The sequence below is a fragment of the Pseudomonas sp. OTU5201 genome (assembly GCF_038440135.1).
Taxonomy (GTDB): Bacteria; Pseudomonadota; Gammaproteobacteria; order Pseudomonadales; family Pseudomonadaceae; genus Metapseudomonas; species Metapseudomonas resinovorans.
Map to the genome: position 1 here is coordinate 12910 of NZ_JASATC010000056.1, position 16172 is coordinate 29081.

Genomic DNA, 16172 nt, shown 5'->3' on the forward strand with positions numbered 1-16172 from the left:
AAGTTGCTGCTTCTGGGGACCTGCCAACCCAGAGGCGACCACCGGAGGAGGAGAGGGATGCACAACGCCAGCCTGTTACTGACCGACGTGCCACCGGTGCCTCTGGCCGATGAGCTGACCGAGCGCGAAGGGCAGACCCTGTCGCTGATCGCCTCGGGGCTGAGCAACAAGCAGATTGCCCGGGAACTGGGTATCAGCGACGGGACGGTGAAAATCTATGTGCGCAACCTGCTGCGTAAATTCCGCCTGCACTCGCGTCTGGAACTGGCCACCCGGGTCCACCGTAGCAGCGCCTCCTGGCCCAGGGCGGACGACGTCCCGTTGCCCAGCGAGGGTGCAAGCCCGGCTCCGACTGCACCGAATCCGCCCGTTTCGAGACTGCTCGATGAACTGCCGGGGCTGATCTACCGGGGCGACAACGACCGCACCTGGTACATGGAATACGTCAGTGCCGGTTGCCTGACCCTCACGGGCTACACGGCCGAGTACCTGACCCGTGACCCCGAGCACAGCTACGGTTCGCTGATCCTCGACGAGTACGCTGACTACATCTGGTACTGCGTGCAATGCGCGCTGCTCAAGCGCGAACCCTACCAGCTCAGCTATCGCATCCGCTGCGCCGACGGGCGGATCAAGAATGTCTGGGAAACCGGTGTGGGCGTCTACTCCAGTTCAGGCGAAGTGCTGGGGATCGAAGGCGCGATCTTCGAGCGCCGCGACTAGTCCGCAGCCCGGATTGCATCCGGGCTACCTGCGGCACAAGGGGCGTTTTTGCAGGATGCGGTTGAGCGAAGCAATACCCATCGGCGCAGGGGCGATGGGTATCGCAAGCTCCACCTATTCTACGTTGCTTGGAGAATGAGCAAGCCCTTACGAAAGCTGAAGGTCGCGCGCCAGGCTACGGCGCATTGCCCAGTAGTAAGTCAGCGCCGGTACCAGCAGCCCGACCACCCAGGCCAGGTCGACGCCATCCAGCGCCTGGGCGATGGGGCCGACGTAGAGGGTGGTGTTCATGAAGGGAATCTCCAGCAGGATGGTCAGCAGGAAACTGCCACAGGCCACCCCGTTGATCCGGCCGTAGCGGCCGTTCAGGTCGAAGATGTCCGGTACGCAGTAATCCCCTTTCCTCAGGCAGTAGTAGTCCACCAGGTTGATGGCGGTCCATGGGATGAGGAAGTAGCTCATGAAGAAGATGAAGTTCAGGAAGTAGCTGATGAAGTTGTCCTGGCTGATGGTGCACAGGGCTGTGGCGATCGCGCTGATGGCCAGCATGAACAAGCCCCGCACCCGTGGCGTCACCCGCAGGCGGGCGAAGGGCTCGATCACCGTCACCGTGGACATGAAGGCGCCATAGAGGTTGAACACGTTGATTGCCACCTGGCCGTAGAGGATGAAGGCGAACACCGGAAGCGCGGCGGCGCCGAACAGCAGTGCCAGATGGCTGCCGACGTTGTCGGAGAAGCCGCTTATGGCGACGCTCAGCACGGCGCCGAGGATCATCATCCAGGCTCCGCCCGCCACCGTGCCGGCGTAGCTGTACCAGAACACCCGGGACATCGGCGTCGTACTCGGCAGGTAGCGCGAGTAGTCGGCGACATAGGGTGCGTAAGACAGCTGCCAGGTGACCGCGATGCTCACCGCCACCAGGAACTTCGACAGCGAGAAGCCTGCCAGCGACCACTGGCCTTCCGGGATCGGCAGGTTGAGGGCGATGGCGGTGGCGATCAGGAAGACCAGCAGCGAAAGCCACGACAGCACCTTCTGCAGGCGGTGGATCAGCCGGTAGCCATAGAGCGCCACCAGGAAGCACAGCGCGCCGATCAGGTAGATGTTGGCATCGCCGTCCAGCGGGCTTACCGACTCGATGGCCTGGGCCGCCAGCAGGGTATTGCTGACGAAGAAACCCAGGTAGATGAGCATCACGAACAGCAGCGGCAGCACGGCACCGATCACGCCGAACTGGGCGCGGCTCTGGATCATCTGCGGGATACCCAGCTTCGGTCCCTGGGCCGAGTGCGAGGCCATGAAAATGGCCCCGATCAGCGAGCCTAGGACAATCGCCAGGGCGCTCCAGAACAGGTTGAGGCCGAGCATCACCGGCAGCACGCCGGAGGCGATGGTGGTGATGTTCATGTTGGCGCCGAACCAGATGTAGAACAGCGACGCCGGCTGGCCGTGACGTTCGTTTTCGGGGATGAAATCGATGCTTCTTTTCTCGACGTGCATGGCGATTACTCCTGATTCCGGCGCGGCAGGCCGAGCATGGTCTGCAAGCGGGCGATGGTGGCGACGAACTGCTCGGGGCGGTGGGCGAACTGGTCAGGCTCGGTCGGGCGGCATGACTGGTGCGGCTCGCCGACGAGCCGCTTCAGGAACTGGGCGGTGGAGAAGAGTTCGAGGGCATAGACCCAGTTGGCCATGATCAGCAGGGCAGCATTGTGGGCCGCCTCCGTGGTGCTGGTGCAGGCGTCGGCGATGAGGTCGACGCGGTAGCCCAGGGCGAAGGCGTCCATCACTGTGGCCAGCACGCAGGCATCGGTGAGTACACCGCTGACGATCAGCCGGCTAACGCCCAGTTCGCGCAGTTGCTGGTCCAGGTCGGTTCGGTGGAACGCGCTGTAGCGCGGCTTGTCGATCACCCGGTCGCCGAGGCGGGGCGCCAGGCACTCCATGATCGCCACCTGGCAGGTCCCGGCGCAGTAGCTGAGCGGGCGTCCGGCGGCGTCCAGCGGCTCGCCGGGCGGCAGGTCGCTACCGTCCACCGCGTTGATGTGGCGGGTGTAGATGACAGGGATGCCCGCGTGACGCAGGGCGTTGATCAGTGCGGCGGTGTTGTCAATGACTCGATGCAGGTCGTGCAGCTGGAAACCGTTTTCCTGCTGCATGTCGATGACGAGGAAAGCTCTGTCTGTGTTCATGAGCAACTCTTGTTGTTGTTCGGCCATGAATGCGTGGCGACGGGCTGCATCGGCCAGGCGCACGAAGGCACCTCGGTCGAGCGGCTAAGCGTCGGACGCGGGCGAAGTTCAGCGTTGAGAGTTGGTCAGCGGACTATTTGCCAGAAGCCGTTCTGCTTGGCCGTGACGGAGGAGCGCAAGCGCTTGAGGAAGAGATGGGCGGGCGTCCACTTGCCGCGCAGATAGGCCATGGCGGCCCCGGGCAGTGGCTTGCGGGTGCAGAGGGTGAGGCCAGTCTTGTGCATGGCGTTCGACCACCTGTGGATAGGTAAATGGCAGCCGGATCGCCCGATCCGGCTGCCTGCGGCAGACTTTAGCGGAAAGCCGGCACCACGTGCTTGATGAAGAGCTCCAGGGACTGCTTCTTCTCGGCGTGGGAGAGGCTGTTGTCGGCCCAGAAGCTGAACTCGTCCACGCCCAGTTCCTGATAGTGGCGAATACGCGCGATGACTTCTTCCGGGGTGCCGATCATGGTGTTCTTGCGGATGTTTTCCAGCTCGAACTCCGGGCGGTCCTTGAACTTCTCTTCCGGGCTCGGCGGGAGGAGGCCGTTGACCGGGGTTTGCTTGTTGCCGAACCAGGCATCGAAGGTGCGGTAGAAGCGCGAGATGGCGGCGGCGCCGACCTTCCAGCCTTCCGGGTCGTCCACGCTGTGCACGTGGGTATGACGCAGCACCATCAGCTGCGGGCGCGGCACGTCCGGGTTGTTGGCCAGGGCGGCTTCGAACTTGTTCTTCAGGTCCACGACTTCTTCGTCACCCTTCATCAGCGGGGTGACCATCACGTTGCAGCCATTGGCCACGGCGAAGTTGTGGGAGTCCGGATCGCGCGCGGCGATCCACATCGGCGGCGTGGGCTTCTGGATCGGTCGGGGCGAGGAGGTGGAGGTGGGGAACTTCCAGATCTCGCCGTCGTGGGCAACGTCCCCCTGCCAGAGGGCTTTCACCACCGGGACCATTTCGCGCAGGGCCTGGCCGCCGCTGGTTGCAGGCATGCCGCCGGCCATGCGGTCGAATTCGTACTGATAGGCGCCGCGGGCCAGGCCCACTTCCATGCGGCCATTGCTGATCACGTCCAGCAGGGCGCACTCACCGGCGACGCGGATGGGGTGCCAGAAGGGCGCGATGATGGTGCCGGCGCCCAGGCGAATGGTGCTGGTGCGGGCGGCCAGGTAAGAGAGCAGCGGCATGGGGCTCGGCGAGATGGTGTACTCCATCGCATGGTGTTCGCCGATCCAGACCGTGCTGAATCCGCCGGCCTCGGCCATCAGCGTCAGCTCGGTCAGATCTTCGAAGAGCTGGCGGTGGCTGATCTGCTCGTCGTAGCGCTCCATGTGCACGAACAAAGAGAATTTCATGTCGCTTACCTCGAACCTTTTTCTGCGTGGCCACGGAGCGGCCGCTGCGGTGGGGTGACTCCGCCAGGGGCTTCTGACCTGCTGGGCGGCTTGTTGTATATTGGTATACCATAATACGGGATATCTGCAAGGTCTTTCCGCCAGAACAGCTACCTGGCAAGGATGGTCCCGTGGTTGCCTTACGCCCAGGCGGAGGCGTCTCCGTTGGGCTTCGTGGGGCTCAGTGCCAACCTACGGCAGGCCTGCTTGGCGAATGAATTGGCTATGTCTGCGTTAGCGGTTGCGAGCGATTTCCCATCCGGCCAAGAGCCAGCTCCTACAGGCAATGCAGCCGCCTGCAACACGCAATGCAGACATAGCCAACAAAAAAAGCCCCCAATCAAGGGGGCGGGAATCAAAGCACACAGCAACTTGATGTCAGGCGAAGGCCTGCAGCGCGCCCATCTTGCCGCGGCAGTAGATCATCGGGATCACGTCCTGCTCGGGAACGATCAGGTTCTTCACGGCACCCACCAGTATGGCGTGGTCGCCGCCTTCGTATTCGCGCCACAGCTCGCATTCGATGATGGCGGTGGCGTTGGCCAGGATCGGGTTGCCCAGCTCGCTCAGGGTCCAGCCGATGCCCTGGGCCTTGTCCTTGCCTTTCTTGGCGAAGGCGTAGGCCTCGTCGCGCTGGTCGGCGGACAGCAGGTGGATGGCGAAGCGCTTGCTCTTGATCAGCACCGGATAGGAGTCGGAGCTGTAGTTGGGGCAGAACAGCACCAGGGCCGGGTCCATGGACAGGGAGCTGAAGGCGCTGGCGGTCAACCCGACGACCTGGCCATCGTCATCCAGGGTGGTGATGACAGTGACGCCGGAAGGGAAGGAGCCCATGACTTGTTTGTAGGCATTGGTGTCGATCATTTCGGGTACCTATCGGGAGCAAGTGGCTGCGACCGGCAGCGCATCTGTGTCTGATGGTATACCGTAATACTTTCAATGCAAGTGGTATTTTTTTGCGCTCTGCTGCTGCCCGACGAACGTCGTGATGAATGCTGCAGGCCGCGGAATACGGGTGTTCGGTGAAATAAGGTTGAACGTTTCAGCCAGGCCATGATGCGTTTTCAGTACAGATGGGCGCCTAAAAAAGCCTTGTCTGAGTCTTGGAATACCATAATATGGTGTTCGCTTTCGGGTGGCCGACGCCGTAGTTATCGAGCCCGATTGCGGCCCCTTCGTGGCTTTTCTACAAAGACAATAAGCAAGGCAAGACGATGTCCGAGAATTCCCAGCAGACGCTGATCGAGAACCATACCGTCGACTACGTGCCGCCCGCCGAGCGCCATGGCAAGGCACGCGACCTGTTCACGCTGTGGTTCAGCACCAACATTGCACCACTGCCGATCGTCACCGGGGCCATGGTGGTCCAGGTGTTTCACCTCGACCTGCTCTGGGGCCTGCTGGCCATCGTGCTGGGACATATGATCGGCGGCGTCTTCATCGCCCTGGCCTCGGCCCAGGGACCGCAGATGGGCATCCCGCAGATGGTCCAGAGCCGGGGCCAGTTCGGCCGCTACGGTGCGCTGTTGATTGTCTTGTTCGCGGCGGTCATCTATGTCGGCTTCTTCATTTCCAACATCGTCCTGGCCGGTGAGTCGATACACGGCATCGCCCCTGCCGTGCCACTGCCGGCGGCGATCATCATCGGCGCCATCAGCGCCACCGCCATCGGCGTGATCGGTTACCGCTTCATCCACACCCTTAACCGCATCGGTACCTGGGTGATGGGCGGCGCGCTGCTGGCCGGTTTCATCACTATCTTCTGCCGTGAACTGCCGGCGGATTTCTTCAGTCGTGGCGGCTACAACCTCTCCGGCTTCCTGGCGACCATCTGCCTGGGGATCATCTGGCAGCTGAGCTTCTCGCCCTACGTCTCGGACTATTCGCGCTACCTGCCGGCCAGCATCGGCATCGCCAAGCCGTTCTGGGCCACCTATTTCGGCGCCTGCCTGGGCACCATCCTGTCCTTCAGCTTCGGCGCGGTGGCCGTGCTGGCGACCCCGGAAGGCACCGAGGCCATGGCGGCGGTGAAGCAGGCCACCGGCGTGCTCGGCCCGCTGCTGATGGTGCTGTTCCTGCTCAACATCATCAGCCACAACGCGCTCAACCTTTATGGCGCGGTGCTGTCCATCGTCACCTCGATCCAGACCTTCGCCGGTAGCTGGACGCCGAGCATCCGCGTGCGGGTGGTCCTGTCGGCCGTGGTGCTGGCCGGTTGCTGCGTCATGGCCCTGGGCGCCTCGGCCAACTTCATCTCCCACTTCATCGGGCTGATCCTGGCGCTGCTGCTGGTCCTGGTGCCCTGGGCCACCATCAACCTGGTGGACTTCTACCTGATCAAGCGCGGCCGCTACGACATTGCCTCGATTTTCAAGGCCGATGGTGGGATCTACGGACGCTTCAATCCCCATGCGATCACCGCTTACTTCATCGGCATCCTGGTGCAACTGCCGTTTGCCAATACCGCGCTCTACGTCGGGCCCTACGCCAACTACATCGAAGGCGTCGACCTGTCCTGGCTGGCCGGCCTGCTGGTGACCGCGCCGCTGTACTACTGCCTGGCTACCCGCAGCAATAAGGTGCTGACGGGGGATCTGAGCCTGGCCGAATGACCGCCTGAGTCCGTTCTCGTGGAACGCCCCGACCTGTCCGGCAGGCCGGGGCGTTCTGCTTTCCGGGGCGGCGCTTGCCGTTTCGCCCTGCAAGACGCTAACGGTCAGCTAGCTTGTAATGATCGGATTCCCTCAGGAGTGGAGCAGGTCATGGCAAAGAGCAAGAGGAAGGCTGCCGCCGGTGCGACGGTGGAGCGCGAAAGCTTCGGTCGCAAGGAGTATGAAAGCGAACTCAAGCGCCTGCACGTGGAGCTGGTGAAGCTCCAGCAGTGGGTGGTGGACCAGGGGCTCAAGGTCTGCGTCGTCTTCGAGGGCCGTGATGGCGCCGGCAAGGGCGGGACCATCAAGGCCATCACCGAGCGCGTTAGCCCCCGCGTGTTCCGCGTGGTGGCGCTGCCTGCACCCACCGATCGAGAGAAGACACAGATGTACGGCCAGCGCTATCTGGCCCATATGCCGGCGGCCGGCGAAGTCGTGATCTTCGACCGCAGCTGGTACAACCGCGCTGGCGTCGAGCGGGTCATGGGCTTCTGTACCGAGGAGCAGGCGCGCAAGTTCCTCGCGGTGACGCCGCTGTTCGAGAAAATGGTGGTCGAGTCCGGAATCATCCTGATCAAATACTGGCTGGAAGTGAGCGCCGAAGAGCAGACCCGGCGTCTCAAGGACCGCATCGATGATGGGCGCAAGATCTGGAAACTGTCGCCCATGGACATCAAGTCCTATGCCAGATGGGACGACTACACTCGCGCCCGCGACGAGATGTTTGCCGCCACCGATTCGTCCTGGGCGCCTTGGTATATGGCGCATTCCGAAGACAAGCGGCGCGTGCGGCTGAACATCATCAGCCACCTGCTCAAGCAGATCCCCTACAAGGACCTGACCCGAGAGCAGAAAGTGGAGCTGCCCAAGCGTGGCAAGCTCGGCAAGTACAAGGCGGCGCCCTATCCCTTCAGGATGATTGAGGAGCGATTCTGATACCGCCGTCTTCAGTGACCTTCAGCGCCGGTTCCGGCTGCCGCGCATTTCTGGTGGGGCGTATGGCCTGCAACTCACACAGGTGGGTGCAGGCCAGGGTCCGTTGAATCAGATCACTACGGCGGTGCCGCTGATGCTCACCATCAGCATGCTGCCGTTCTGGCCGACCACCTCGTAGTCGATATCGACGCCGACTACCGCATTGGCGCCAAGCTTCTCGGCGCGCTCGGACAATTCCTCGAAGGCGATTTCACGGGCCTTGGCCAGCTCCTTCTCATAGGCGCCGGAACGCCCGCCGATGATGTCGCGGATGCCGGCGAACAGGTCGCGGAACACGTTGGCGCCGAGAATGGCTTCGCCGACCACGATGCCCTTGTATTCGCGGATGGTTCGGCCTTCGAGGGTGGGGGTGGTGGAGAGGATCATGCGGTGCTCCCTGGTGGATTGAAGTGCGTTGATTGTAGGGGCGATTTCAATCGCCAAGGGCAGCGTAGCTGCCCCCGGCTTCCCTGAAAGGCAGACCTGCGGCCTGCTTGGCGAATGAATTCACCCCTACAAGACAAAGGCAGCTCAGACCAGGGTCAGGGTCACGTCGATATTGCCGCGAGTCGCGTTGGAGTAGGGGCACACGATGTGGGCCTTGTCCACGATGGAGCGGGCTTCCTCACGGTCCAGGCCGGGGATGTCGATGCGCAGTTCCACTTCGATGCCGAAGCCGGTGGGAATGGCGCCGATGCCCACGATACCTTCGATGGAGGTATTGGCCGGCAGCTTGTGCTTGTCGCGGGCGGCGACGAACTTCAGCGCGCCGAGGAAGCAGGCCGAGTAGCCGGCTGCGAACAGTTGCTCGGGGTTGGTGCCTTCGCCGCCGGCGCCGCCCAGCTCGCGCGGGGTGGTCAGGCTGACGTCGAGCACGCCGTCGGAGGAGATGGCGCGGCCTTCACGGCCGCCGGTGGCTTCTGCGTAGGCGCGGTAGAGAACGTTTTCGATGCTCATGGTGGTTTCCTTTTGAGTCAGGTTTGGATTGCGTGGTGTGCGTGAGTGGTCGGGGTTATCTGGATCAGCCGTCGTGGTTGATCAGCCATTCCGGGTACTGGGCGCCGTTGCCGTTGCTGCTGCTTTTCTGCTCGCTGCTCCCGGTATCGGCGAAGCTGGCGGAGGAAAACGCGAGGATGGCGGTGACGGTGATCAGGGCTTTCATGGCGATTCTCCTATTTAGTTTGTTCGTTAATGTTTTGTGCGCAAAGTAATTTGGTGAGGCAGAAGTTACTGCTGGTTTATTTTGTGCGCAAGCTATTTTTTAGAGCATTTTGCTCTATCGCTAAATCAGAAAAGGCATAAGCCTCTGGAATGCGCCATGAGGGGAATAGGAGGTGGAGCGGGGCGGGCGTTATGCTGCGGGCCCCGCCCGAGTCGGTGGTCTATATGAATGAGAGCGGGTCTCGTTGATTTTGTTGTTGTAATAACAAAATATTTTGCATTGCCTAGTGAATTTTTAATCGAATTGGCAGTATTGTGGTTTGTATAAAAACAAATTCACCCGCTACCTGGAGTCGAATCCATGCATCCCCGCGTACTTGAGGTAACCGAACGCCTGGTGGAGCGCAGCCGCGCAACCCGCGAGCGCTACCTGGCGATGATTCACAAGGCGGCCAGCGATGGGCCGCAGCGCGGCAAGTTGCAATGCGCCAACTTCGCCCATGGCGTGGCCGGTTGCGGTAGCGTCGACAAGCAGCGCCTGCGCCTGATGGATTCAGCCAACGTGGCCATCGTCACCGCCTACAACGACATGCTCTCGGCCCACCAGCCGTACGAGGACTACCCGGAAAAAATCCGCCAGGCCCTGCGCGACATCGGCTCGGTGGGCCAGGTGGCCGGCGGTGTGCCAGCCATGTGCGATGGCGTCACCCAGGGCGAGCCGGGCATGGAGCTGGGCATCGCCAGCCGCGAAGTGATCGCCATGTCCACCGCGGTGGCGCTGTCGCACAACATGTTCGATGCGGCACTGTTCCTCGGCATCTGCGACAAGATCGTCCCCGGCCTGATGATGGGCGCGCTGCGCTTCGGCCACCTGCCTTCGATCTTCGTGCCGGCCGGGCCCATGCCGTCGGGCTTGCCGAACAAGGAAAAGGCCGAAGTGCGCCAGCGCTACGCCGAGGGCAAGGCCAGCCGCGACGAGCTGCTGGAGTCGGAAATGAAGGCGTACCACAGCCCCGGCACCTGCACTTTCTACGGCACCGCCAACACCAACCAGATGCTCATGGAAGTGATGGGCCTGCATTTGCCCGGCGCTTCCTTCGTCAATCCGAATACCCCGTTGCGCGAGGCGCTGACCGTAGAGGCGGCGCGCCAGGTCACCCGCCTGACGAAGCAGGGCGGACAGTTCGCGCCCATTGGCGACATCGTCGACGAGCGCGTGCTGATCAACTCGATCGTCGCCCTGCACGCCACCGGTGGTTCCACCAATCACACCCTGCACATGCCCGCCATCGCCCAGGCGGCGGGCATCCAGCTCACCTGGCAGGACATGGCTGACCTGTCCGAGGTGGTGCCGACGCTGGCCCACGTCTATCCCAACGGCAACGCCGACATCAATCACTTCCACGCCGCGGGCGGTGTAGCCTTCCTGGTGCGCGAGCTGCTCGATGCCGGCCTGCTCCATGAAGACGTCAACACCGTCATGGGGCGTGGCCTGCGCCATTACACCCGGGAGCCGTTCCTGGAAGACGGCAAGCTGGTATGGCGCGAAGGTTCGGGCAAGAGTCTGGACACATCCATCCTGCGCCCGGTTTCTACACCCTTCTCGCCGGAAGGTGGTCTGCGCGTGATGGTGGGCAATCTCGGCCGAGGCGTGATGAAGGTGTCCGCCGTGGCACCGGAGCATCAGGTGGTCGAGGCCCCGGCGCGGGTCTTCCACGACCAGCAGGCGCTGGCCGATGCCTTCAAGGCCGGTGAGCTGGATCGCGACCTGGTGGCGGTGATGCGCTTCCAGGGCCCGCGCAGCAACGGCATGCCCGAACTGCACAAGATGACCCCCTTCCTTGGTGTGTTGCAGGACCGTGGCTTCAAGGTGGCCCTGGTCACCGACGGGCGCATGTCCGGCGCCTCTGGCAAGATTCCTGCAGCCATCCACGTCTGCCCGGAAGCCTTCGACGGCGGGCCGCTGGCACGGGTGCGCGACGGCGACCTGATACGCGTAGACGGCACCACCGGCACCCTGGAAGTCGTGGTGGATGCCGCCGAGTTCGCCGCCCGCGAGCTGGCACCCTGGGACCTCGAAGCGAACGTCGGAACGGGGCGCGAACTCTTTGCCTTCATGCGCGAGTCCTTCAGCAGCGCCGAGCAGGGCGCCAGTGCCTTCACCCGCAACCTGGAGAGCCTGAAGTGAAGTTGGCGCTGGTCGGAGACATTGGCGGTACCAATGCGCGCTTCGCCCTCTGGCACGACGAAAAACTGGAGTCGGTGCGCGTGCTGGCCACCGCCGACTTCGCCGGGCCGGAACAGGCCATCAGTCACTACCTAGCCGGCCTCGGCCTGGCGCTGGGTAGCCTGGGTGCCGTTTGCCTGGCGGTGGCCGGGCCCGTGAGTGGCGAGCACTTCCGCTTCACCAACAATCGCTGGCGCCTGAGCCGTTCGGCTTTCTGCCGCACCTTGCAGGTGGATGAGCTGCTGCTGATCAACGACTTCTCAGCAATGGCCCTGGGCATGACCCGCCTGCGCGAGCACGAAAAGCTGCAGATCTGTCCCGGCGTCGCCGACCCGGACAGTCCGGCGGTGGTGATCGGTCCTGGCACCGGCCTTGGCGTCGGCACCCTGTTGCCACTGGGCGACGGGCGCTGGAAGGCGTTGCCGGGGGAGGGCGGACATGTCGACCTGCCGGTGGGCAACCTGCGCGAGGCAACCCTCTGGCAGCAACTGCACCGCCAGCTTGGTCATGTCAGCGCCGAGCACGTGCTCAGTGGCAACGGCCTGCTGCAGCTCTATCGCGCGGTCTGTGCGGTGGATGGTCATGCACCGCGCCTGGCTTCGCCTGCGCAAGTGAGTGCGGCGGCGCTGGCGGGCGACCCGCTGGCTGAAGAAGTGCTGGAGCTGTTCTGCGGCTGGCTTGGCCGGGTCGCGGGCAACAACGTGCTGACCCTTGGCGGCCGTGGCGGCGTGTATATAGTCGGCGGCGTGGTGCCGCGCTTCGCAGCCTTCTTCCAGAACAGCGGCTTCGCCCGCGCCTTCGCCAGCAAGGGCTGCATGAGCGGTTACTTCGAAGGCATCCCCGTGTGGCTGGTGACAGCTCAATACCCCGGCCTGGAAGGCGCCGGCGTCGCCCTGCAACAGGCGTTATTCCTTAGGATGGGTAGAGCGTAGCGAAGCCCATCAACCCCAGCGATGGGTTTCGCAGGCTCGCGGAACGCCGCCCGACCCATCCTACCGGCACCTCGTATCACCCGTGTTTGATCAGAACAACAAAGGACGGCCACTGTGAGCCAATCCGGAAAATCCATTCTCCTGGTGGATGACGACCAGGAGATTCGCGAACTGCTAGAAACCTACCTCAGCCGCGCCGGCTTCCAGGTACGCAGCGTGGCCGATGGCGACGGCTTCCGTCGTGCCATGGGTGAAGAGGCGGCGGACCTGGTGATACTCGACGTGATGCTGCCCGACGAAGACGGCTTCAGCCTGTGTCGCTGGGTGCGAGCCCATCAGCGCCTCGCGCAGGTGCCGATCATCATGCTCACCGCCAGCTCCGACGAGGCCGACCGCGTGATCGGCCTGGAGCTGGGCGCCGACGACTACCTCGGCAAGCCCTTCAGTCCCCGCGAGCTACTGGCGCGGATCAAGGCCCTGTTGCGTCGTGTCGGTTTCGGTCAGGAGCGTGCGGTGGTCGAGGTGCTGGCCTTCGATGAATGGCGTCTGGACATGATCAGCCATCGCCTGTTCCACCTCGACGGCGAGGAGGTGATCCTTTCCGGCGCCGACTTCGCCCTGTTGAAGCTCTTCCTCGATCACCCGCAGCAGATCCTCGATCGCGACACCATCGCCAACGCCACCCGTGGCCGCGAGGTGATGCCCCTGGAGCGCATCGTCGACATGGCAGTCAGCCGCCTGCGTCAACGCCTGCGCGACACGGGCAAGGCGCCACGGCTGATCCGTACCGTGCGCGGCGCGGGCTACCTGCTGGCGGCGCAGGTGACGCCGCACCACCATGCTTAGGCTGATGCCGCGCTCGCTACTCGGGCGCATGCTGTTTCTCACCCTGCTGGTGGTGTTGCTGGCCCAGGCGTTGTCCAGCGTCATCTGGGTCTCGCAACTGCGCGCCAGTCAGATGGAAGGCCTGCTCACCAGCGCCCGCAGCCTGGCGCAATCCATGGTCGCCAGCGTCAGCTACATCCGTTCGCTGCCCATCGGCTACCGCCCCATGGTGCTCGACCAGTTGCGCTCCATGGGCGGCACGCGCTTCTTTGTTTCGCTGAACGACAAGCCGCTGGAGATGCGCGTGCTGCCGGAAACCCCGCGCAAGCGCGCGGTGCTCGACGAGGTGGAAGCGGTGTTGCGCGAACGGCTGGGCAAGCAGGTGGACCTGTCCCTGCACTTCGTCAATCCGGACGATCTGCGCATCTTCAACAGCGGGCTGAAGCTCGACGAACTGCCGCGCTCCTGGGCGCACTACGCGCTGACCCTGGAACCGGTGAATCCGCCCATCCTGGTCACCCAGATCCAGATCGGGCCCAGCGAATGGCTGTACCTCGCATCCTTGATGCCCGAGCCCTACGCCACGCTGGAAGACCAGGGCCTGCCCACCCAGCAGCTCTGGTTCATCATCCTCACCAGCTCGTTCCTGCTGTTGTTCATCGGCCTGCTGGTGCACTGGCAGAGCCGGCCGCTGAAGCGCCTGGCCAGGGCCGCGCGGGAAATGTCCCTGGGGGCGGAAGTGGAACCCCTGCAAGAGGCCGGCGGCAGCGAAGTGGCCGACGTGAGTCGCGCCTTCAACAGCATGCGCGAACGCATCAGTCGCTACCTCAGCGAGCGCAGCCAGTTATTCAGTGCAATCTCCCACGACCTGCGTACTCCCATCACCCGACTGCGCCTGCGGGTAGAGCTGCTGGAGGATGAGACAATGCAGGCCAAGTTCAGCCGCGACCTGGATGAACTGGAACTGCTGGTGAAGGGCGCGCTGCAGTGCGTGAAGGACACCGACATCCACGAGAACATCGAGCCGGTGGACCTCAATCACCTGCTGCATGGGCTGATCGAGCCCTACCTCGGCTCCGGCCAGGTGACGCTCGAAGGGGAGGCAAGTGCGTCCTACCCCGGCAAGCCCCTGGCCCTGCGTCGCTGCATCGGCAACCTGGTGGACAACGCCTTGAAATACGGCGAGCGCGCGCACCTGCAGATCGAAGACAGCGACGATGCCTTCGTGCTGCATGTGGACGACGAAGGCCCCGGCGTGCCGGAGCAGAAGCTGGAGCAGGTGTTCGAGCCGCACTTCCGCCTGGCCGGCCATACGCAGGGCTACGGGCTGGGGCTGGGCATCGCGCGGAATCTGGCGCACAGCCATGGCGGAGAACTGAGCCTGCGCAATCTGCGTGAAGGCGGCTTGCGGGTGACACTGTGGTTGCCAAGGCAGGCCTGATTTTCCCCCCTCTCCCTTCGGGAGAGGGAGTCAGCCCGAGTTTTGTAACCACCCCGTGACCATCGACTATCCCTTTGTTACCCGCGGGCTTGAAGGCCGTGGTTAGACTGCAGGCAAGCGCAAGCACCGACTTGCACAGTCATAAAAACAAGAAGGTATCCCCGTCCATGAATGCCATCTCCCGCCTGGCCGCTGTCGTTTCCCTCGCCTCCCTGTTCCCCTTGTCCGCCCTCGCCGGCGAAGTGGAAGTCCTGCATTGGTGGACGTCCGGTGGCGAGAAGCGTGCCGCCGATACCCTGCAGAAACTCGTCGAAGAGAAAGGCCACACCTGGAAGGATTTCGCCGTTGCCGGTGGTGGTGGCGAGGCCGCCATGACCGTGCTGAAGACCCGAGCCGTCTCCGGCAACCCGCCGTCTGCCGCGCAGATCAAGGGGCCGGATATCCAGGAGTGGGGCGAGCTGGGTCTGCTGGCCGAACTGGATGAGGTCTCCAGCGAAGGCAAGTGGGATTCGCTGCTGCCCAAGCAGGTAGCAGACATCATGAAATACGACGGCCATTACGTGGCGGTGCCGGTCAACGTGCACCGGGTCAACTGGTTGTGGATAAACCCCGAGGTCTTCCAGAAGGCCGGCGCGACGCCGCCCACCACGCTCGACGAATTCTTCGCGGCCGCCGACAAGCTCAAGGCTGCCGGCTTCATCCCGCTCGCCCACGGTGGCCAGCCCTGGCAGGACGGCACCGTGTTCGAAGATCTGGTGTTCAGCATTCTCGGCCCGCAGGGTTACCACAAGGCCTTCGTCCTGCAGGACAAGGCGACCCTCACCAGCGACAAGATGGTGGAAGTCTTCGCTGCCCTGAAGAAGCTGCGCGGCTACGTAGACCCCGACGCCGCTGGCCGTGACTGGAACAGCGCCACCGGGCTGGTCATCAACGGCAAGGCCGGCATGCAGATCATGGGCGACTGGGCCAAGAGCGAGTGGAGCGCTGCCGGCAAGGTGGCGGGCAAGGATTACCAGTGCCTGCCATTTCCCGGCACCCAGGGCAGCTTCGCCTACAACATCGACTCCCTGGCCATGTTCAGGCTCAAGGACGAAGCGAACATCCAGGCGCAGAACGACCTGGCGCGCACTGTGCTCGAGCCGCAGTTCCAGCAGTTCTTCAACCAGAACAAGGGCTCCATCCCTGTTCGCCTCGATCAGGACATGTCGAGCTTCGACGCCTGCGCCCAGCAGTCCATGAAGGACTTCAAGGAAGCGGCGGCGGGCGACGGCCTGCAGCCGAGCCTGGCCCACGGTATGGCCGCCTCCAGCTACGTGCAGGGTGCGGTGTTCGACGTGGTGACCAACTTCTTCAACGACCCCGCCGCCGACCCGAAGAAGGCCGCGCAGCAACTGGCTGCCGCGATCGAAGCGGTGCAGTAAGCGGTCGGGCCGCCTGAGCGGCCCTTTCCATCCCGACTGATTTCGAGGGTGCCGGCCGGCGCCAAGGGACCGGCCGCGCCTCGATTTTCTCCCCTCTCCCTCCGGGAGAGGGGCCGGGGGTGAGGGAGGTCTGGCGCCCGCTTGTGGTGGGGGGGGGCCCCCCCCCCCCCCCCCGGGGGCGCGGGG

At 63.6% G+C, this 16172-nt stretch carries 16 protein-coding genes; 8 read left to right on the forward strand and 8 right to left on the reverse strand.

Annotated features, from left to right (window positions below; translation table 11 throughout):
• Positions 1 to 57: 57 nt before the first annotated feature.
• Positions 58 to 723: a LuxR C-terminal-related transcriptional regulator gene (locus tag AAHM40_RS24565; protein WP_342247017.1), complete on the forward strand. Its 666-nt coding sequence runs from the start codon at positions 58 to 60 to the stop codon at positions 721 to 723.
• 147 nt (positions 724 to 870) lie between these two features.
• Here the strand turns inward: AAHM40_RS24565 and AAHM40_RS24570 are convergent, their stop codons facing one another.
• From AAHM40_RS24570 to AAHM40_RS24590, 5 genes are all read right to left on the reverse strand, one after another.
• Positions 871 to 2226 carry a purine-cytosine permease family protein gene (locus AAHM40_RS24570; RefSeq protein ID WP_342247018.1) on the reverse strand — a complete coding sequence of 452 codons (1356 nt, stop codon included), beginning with the start codon at positions 2224 to 2226 and terminating at the stop codon, positions 871 to 873.
• A 5-nt stretch (positions 2227 to 2231) separates the two neighbouring features.
• Positions 2232 to 2918: a cysteine hydrolase family protein gene (locus AAHM40_RS24575; RefSeq protein WP_342247019.1), complete on the reverse strand. Its 687-nt coding sequence runs from the start codon at positions 2916 to 2918 to the stop codon at positions 2232 to 2234.
• A 125-nt stretch (positions 2919 to 3043) separates the two neighbouring features.
• A complete protein-coding gene (locus AAHM40_RS24580; protein ID WP_274801613.1) occupies positions 3044 to 3202 on the reverse strand; it encodes a hypothetical protein in 159 nt (52 codons plus the stop codon).
• Positions 3203 to 3270: 68 nt separating this feature from the next.
• Entirely contained in the window at positions 3271 to 4314 is a 1044-nt protein-coding gene (locus tag AAHM40_RS24585) for an LLM class flavin-dependent oxidoreductase (RefSeq protein WP_342247020.1), read from the reverse strand.
• Between the two features lie 417 nt (positions 4315 to 4731).
• Positions 4732 to 5217 carry a flavin reductase family protein gene (locus AAHM40_RS24590; protein WP_342247021.1) on the reverse strand — a complete coding sequence of 162 codons (486 nt, stop codon included), beginning with the start codon at positions 5215 to 5217 and terminating at the stop codon, positions 4732 to 4734.
• Positions 5218 to 5567: 350 nt separating this feature from the next.
• Here AAHM40_RS24590 and AAHM40_RS24595 point away from each other — a divergent pair, with 350 nt between their 5' ends.
• Together AAHM40_RS24595 and ppk2 are read left to right on the forward strand one after the other, a co-directional pair.
• Positions 5568 to 6965, forward strand: a complete 1398-nt coding sequence (locus AAHM40_RS24595) for a purine-cytosine permease family protein (protein ID WP_342247022.1) — start codon at positions 5568 to 5570, stop codon at positions 6963 to 6965.
• A 150-nt stretch (positions 6966 to 7115) separates the two neighbouring features.
• Positions 7116 to 7940: a polyphosphate kinase 2 gene (ppk2, locus tag AAHM40_RS24600; protein ID WP_342247023.1), complete on the forward strand. Its 825-nt coding sequence runs from the start codon at positions 7116 to 7118 to the stop codon at positions 7938 to 7940.
• 108 nt (positions 7941 to 8048) lie between these two features.
• Here the strand turns inward: ppk2 and AAHM40_RS24605 are convergent, their stop codons facing one another.
• The 3 genes from AAHM40_RS24605 to AAHM40_RS24615 all read right to left on the reverse strand — a co-directional run bounded on the left by AAHM40_RS24605 (position 8049) and on the right by AAHM40_RS24615 (position 9141).
• Positions 8049 to 8366 (reverse strand): heavy metal-binding domain-containing protein, encoded by a 318-nt coding sequence (locus AAHM40_RS24605; RefSeq protein WP_342247024.1) that lies wholly within the window; start codon positions 8364 to 8366, stop codon positions 8049 to 8051.
• Between the two features lie 144 nt (positions 8367 to 8510).
• The gene (locus tag AAHM40_RS24610; RefSeq protein ID WP_342247025.1) at positions 8511 to 8936 is read right to left on the reverse strand and encodes an organic hydroperoxide resistance protein; all 426 of its coding nucleotides are present in this window, start codon (positions 8934 to 8936) and stop codon (positions 8511 to 8513) included.
• A gap of 64 nt (positions 8937 to 9000) precedes the next feature.
• Positions 9001 to 9141 (reverse strand): hypothetical protein, encoded by a 141-nt coding sequence (locus AAHM40_RS24615; RefSeq protein WP_342247026.1) that lies wholly within the window; start codon positions 9139 to 9141, stop codon positions 9001 to 9003.
• 360 nt (positions 9142 to 9501) lie between these two features.
• Between AAHM40_RS24615 and edd the strand changes: the two genes are divergently transcribed.
• From edd to AAHM40_RS24640, 5 genes are all read left to right on the forward strand, one after another.
• Positions 9502 to 11328: a phosphogluconate dehydratase gene (gene edd / locus AAHM40_RS24620; RefSeq protein ID WP_342247027.1), complete on the forward strand. Its 1827-nt coding sequence runs from the start codon at positions 9502 to 9504 to the stop codon at positions 11326 to 11328.
• The gene (locus tag AAHM40_RS24625; RefSeq protein WP_342247028.1) at positions 11325 to 12299 is read left to right on the forward strand and encodes a glucokinase; all 975 of its coding nucleotides are present in this window, start codon (positions 11325 to 11327) and stop codon (positions 12297 to 12299) included. Before edd ends, AAHM40_RS24625 begins: the two co-directional genes overlap by 4 nt.
• A 114-nt stretch (positions 12300 to 12413) precedes the next feature.
• Entirely contained in the window at positions 12414 to 13145 is a 732-nt protein-coding gene (locus AAHM40_RS24630) for a response regulator (RefSeq protein ID WP_028630341.1), read from the forward strand.
• A gap of 4 nt (positions 13146 to 13149) precedes the next feature.
• Positions 13150 to 14565 carry an ATP-binding protein gene (locus AAHM40_RS24635; RefSeq protein ID WP_342247029.1) on the forward strand — a complete coding sequence of 472 codons (1416 nt, stop codon included), beginning with the start codon at positions 13150 to 13152 and terminating at the stop codon, positions 14563 to 14565.
• Positions 14566 to 14732: 167 nt separating this feature from the next.
• The gene (locus AAHM40_RS24640) at positions 14733 to 15986 is read left to right on the forward strand and encodes an ABC transporter substrate-binding protein (protein WP_342247030.1); all 1254 of its coding nucleotides are present in this window, start codon (positions 14733 to 14735) and stop codon (positions 15984 to 15986) included.
• Positions 15987 to 16172: the final 186 nt, after the last annotated feature.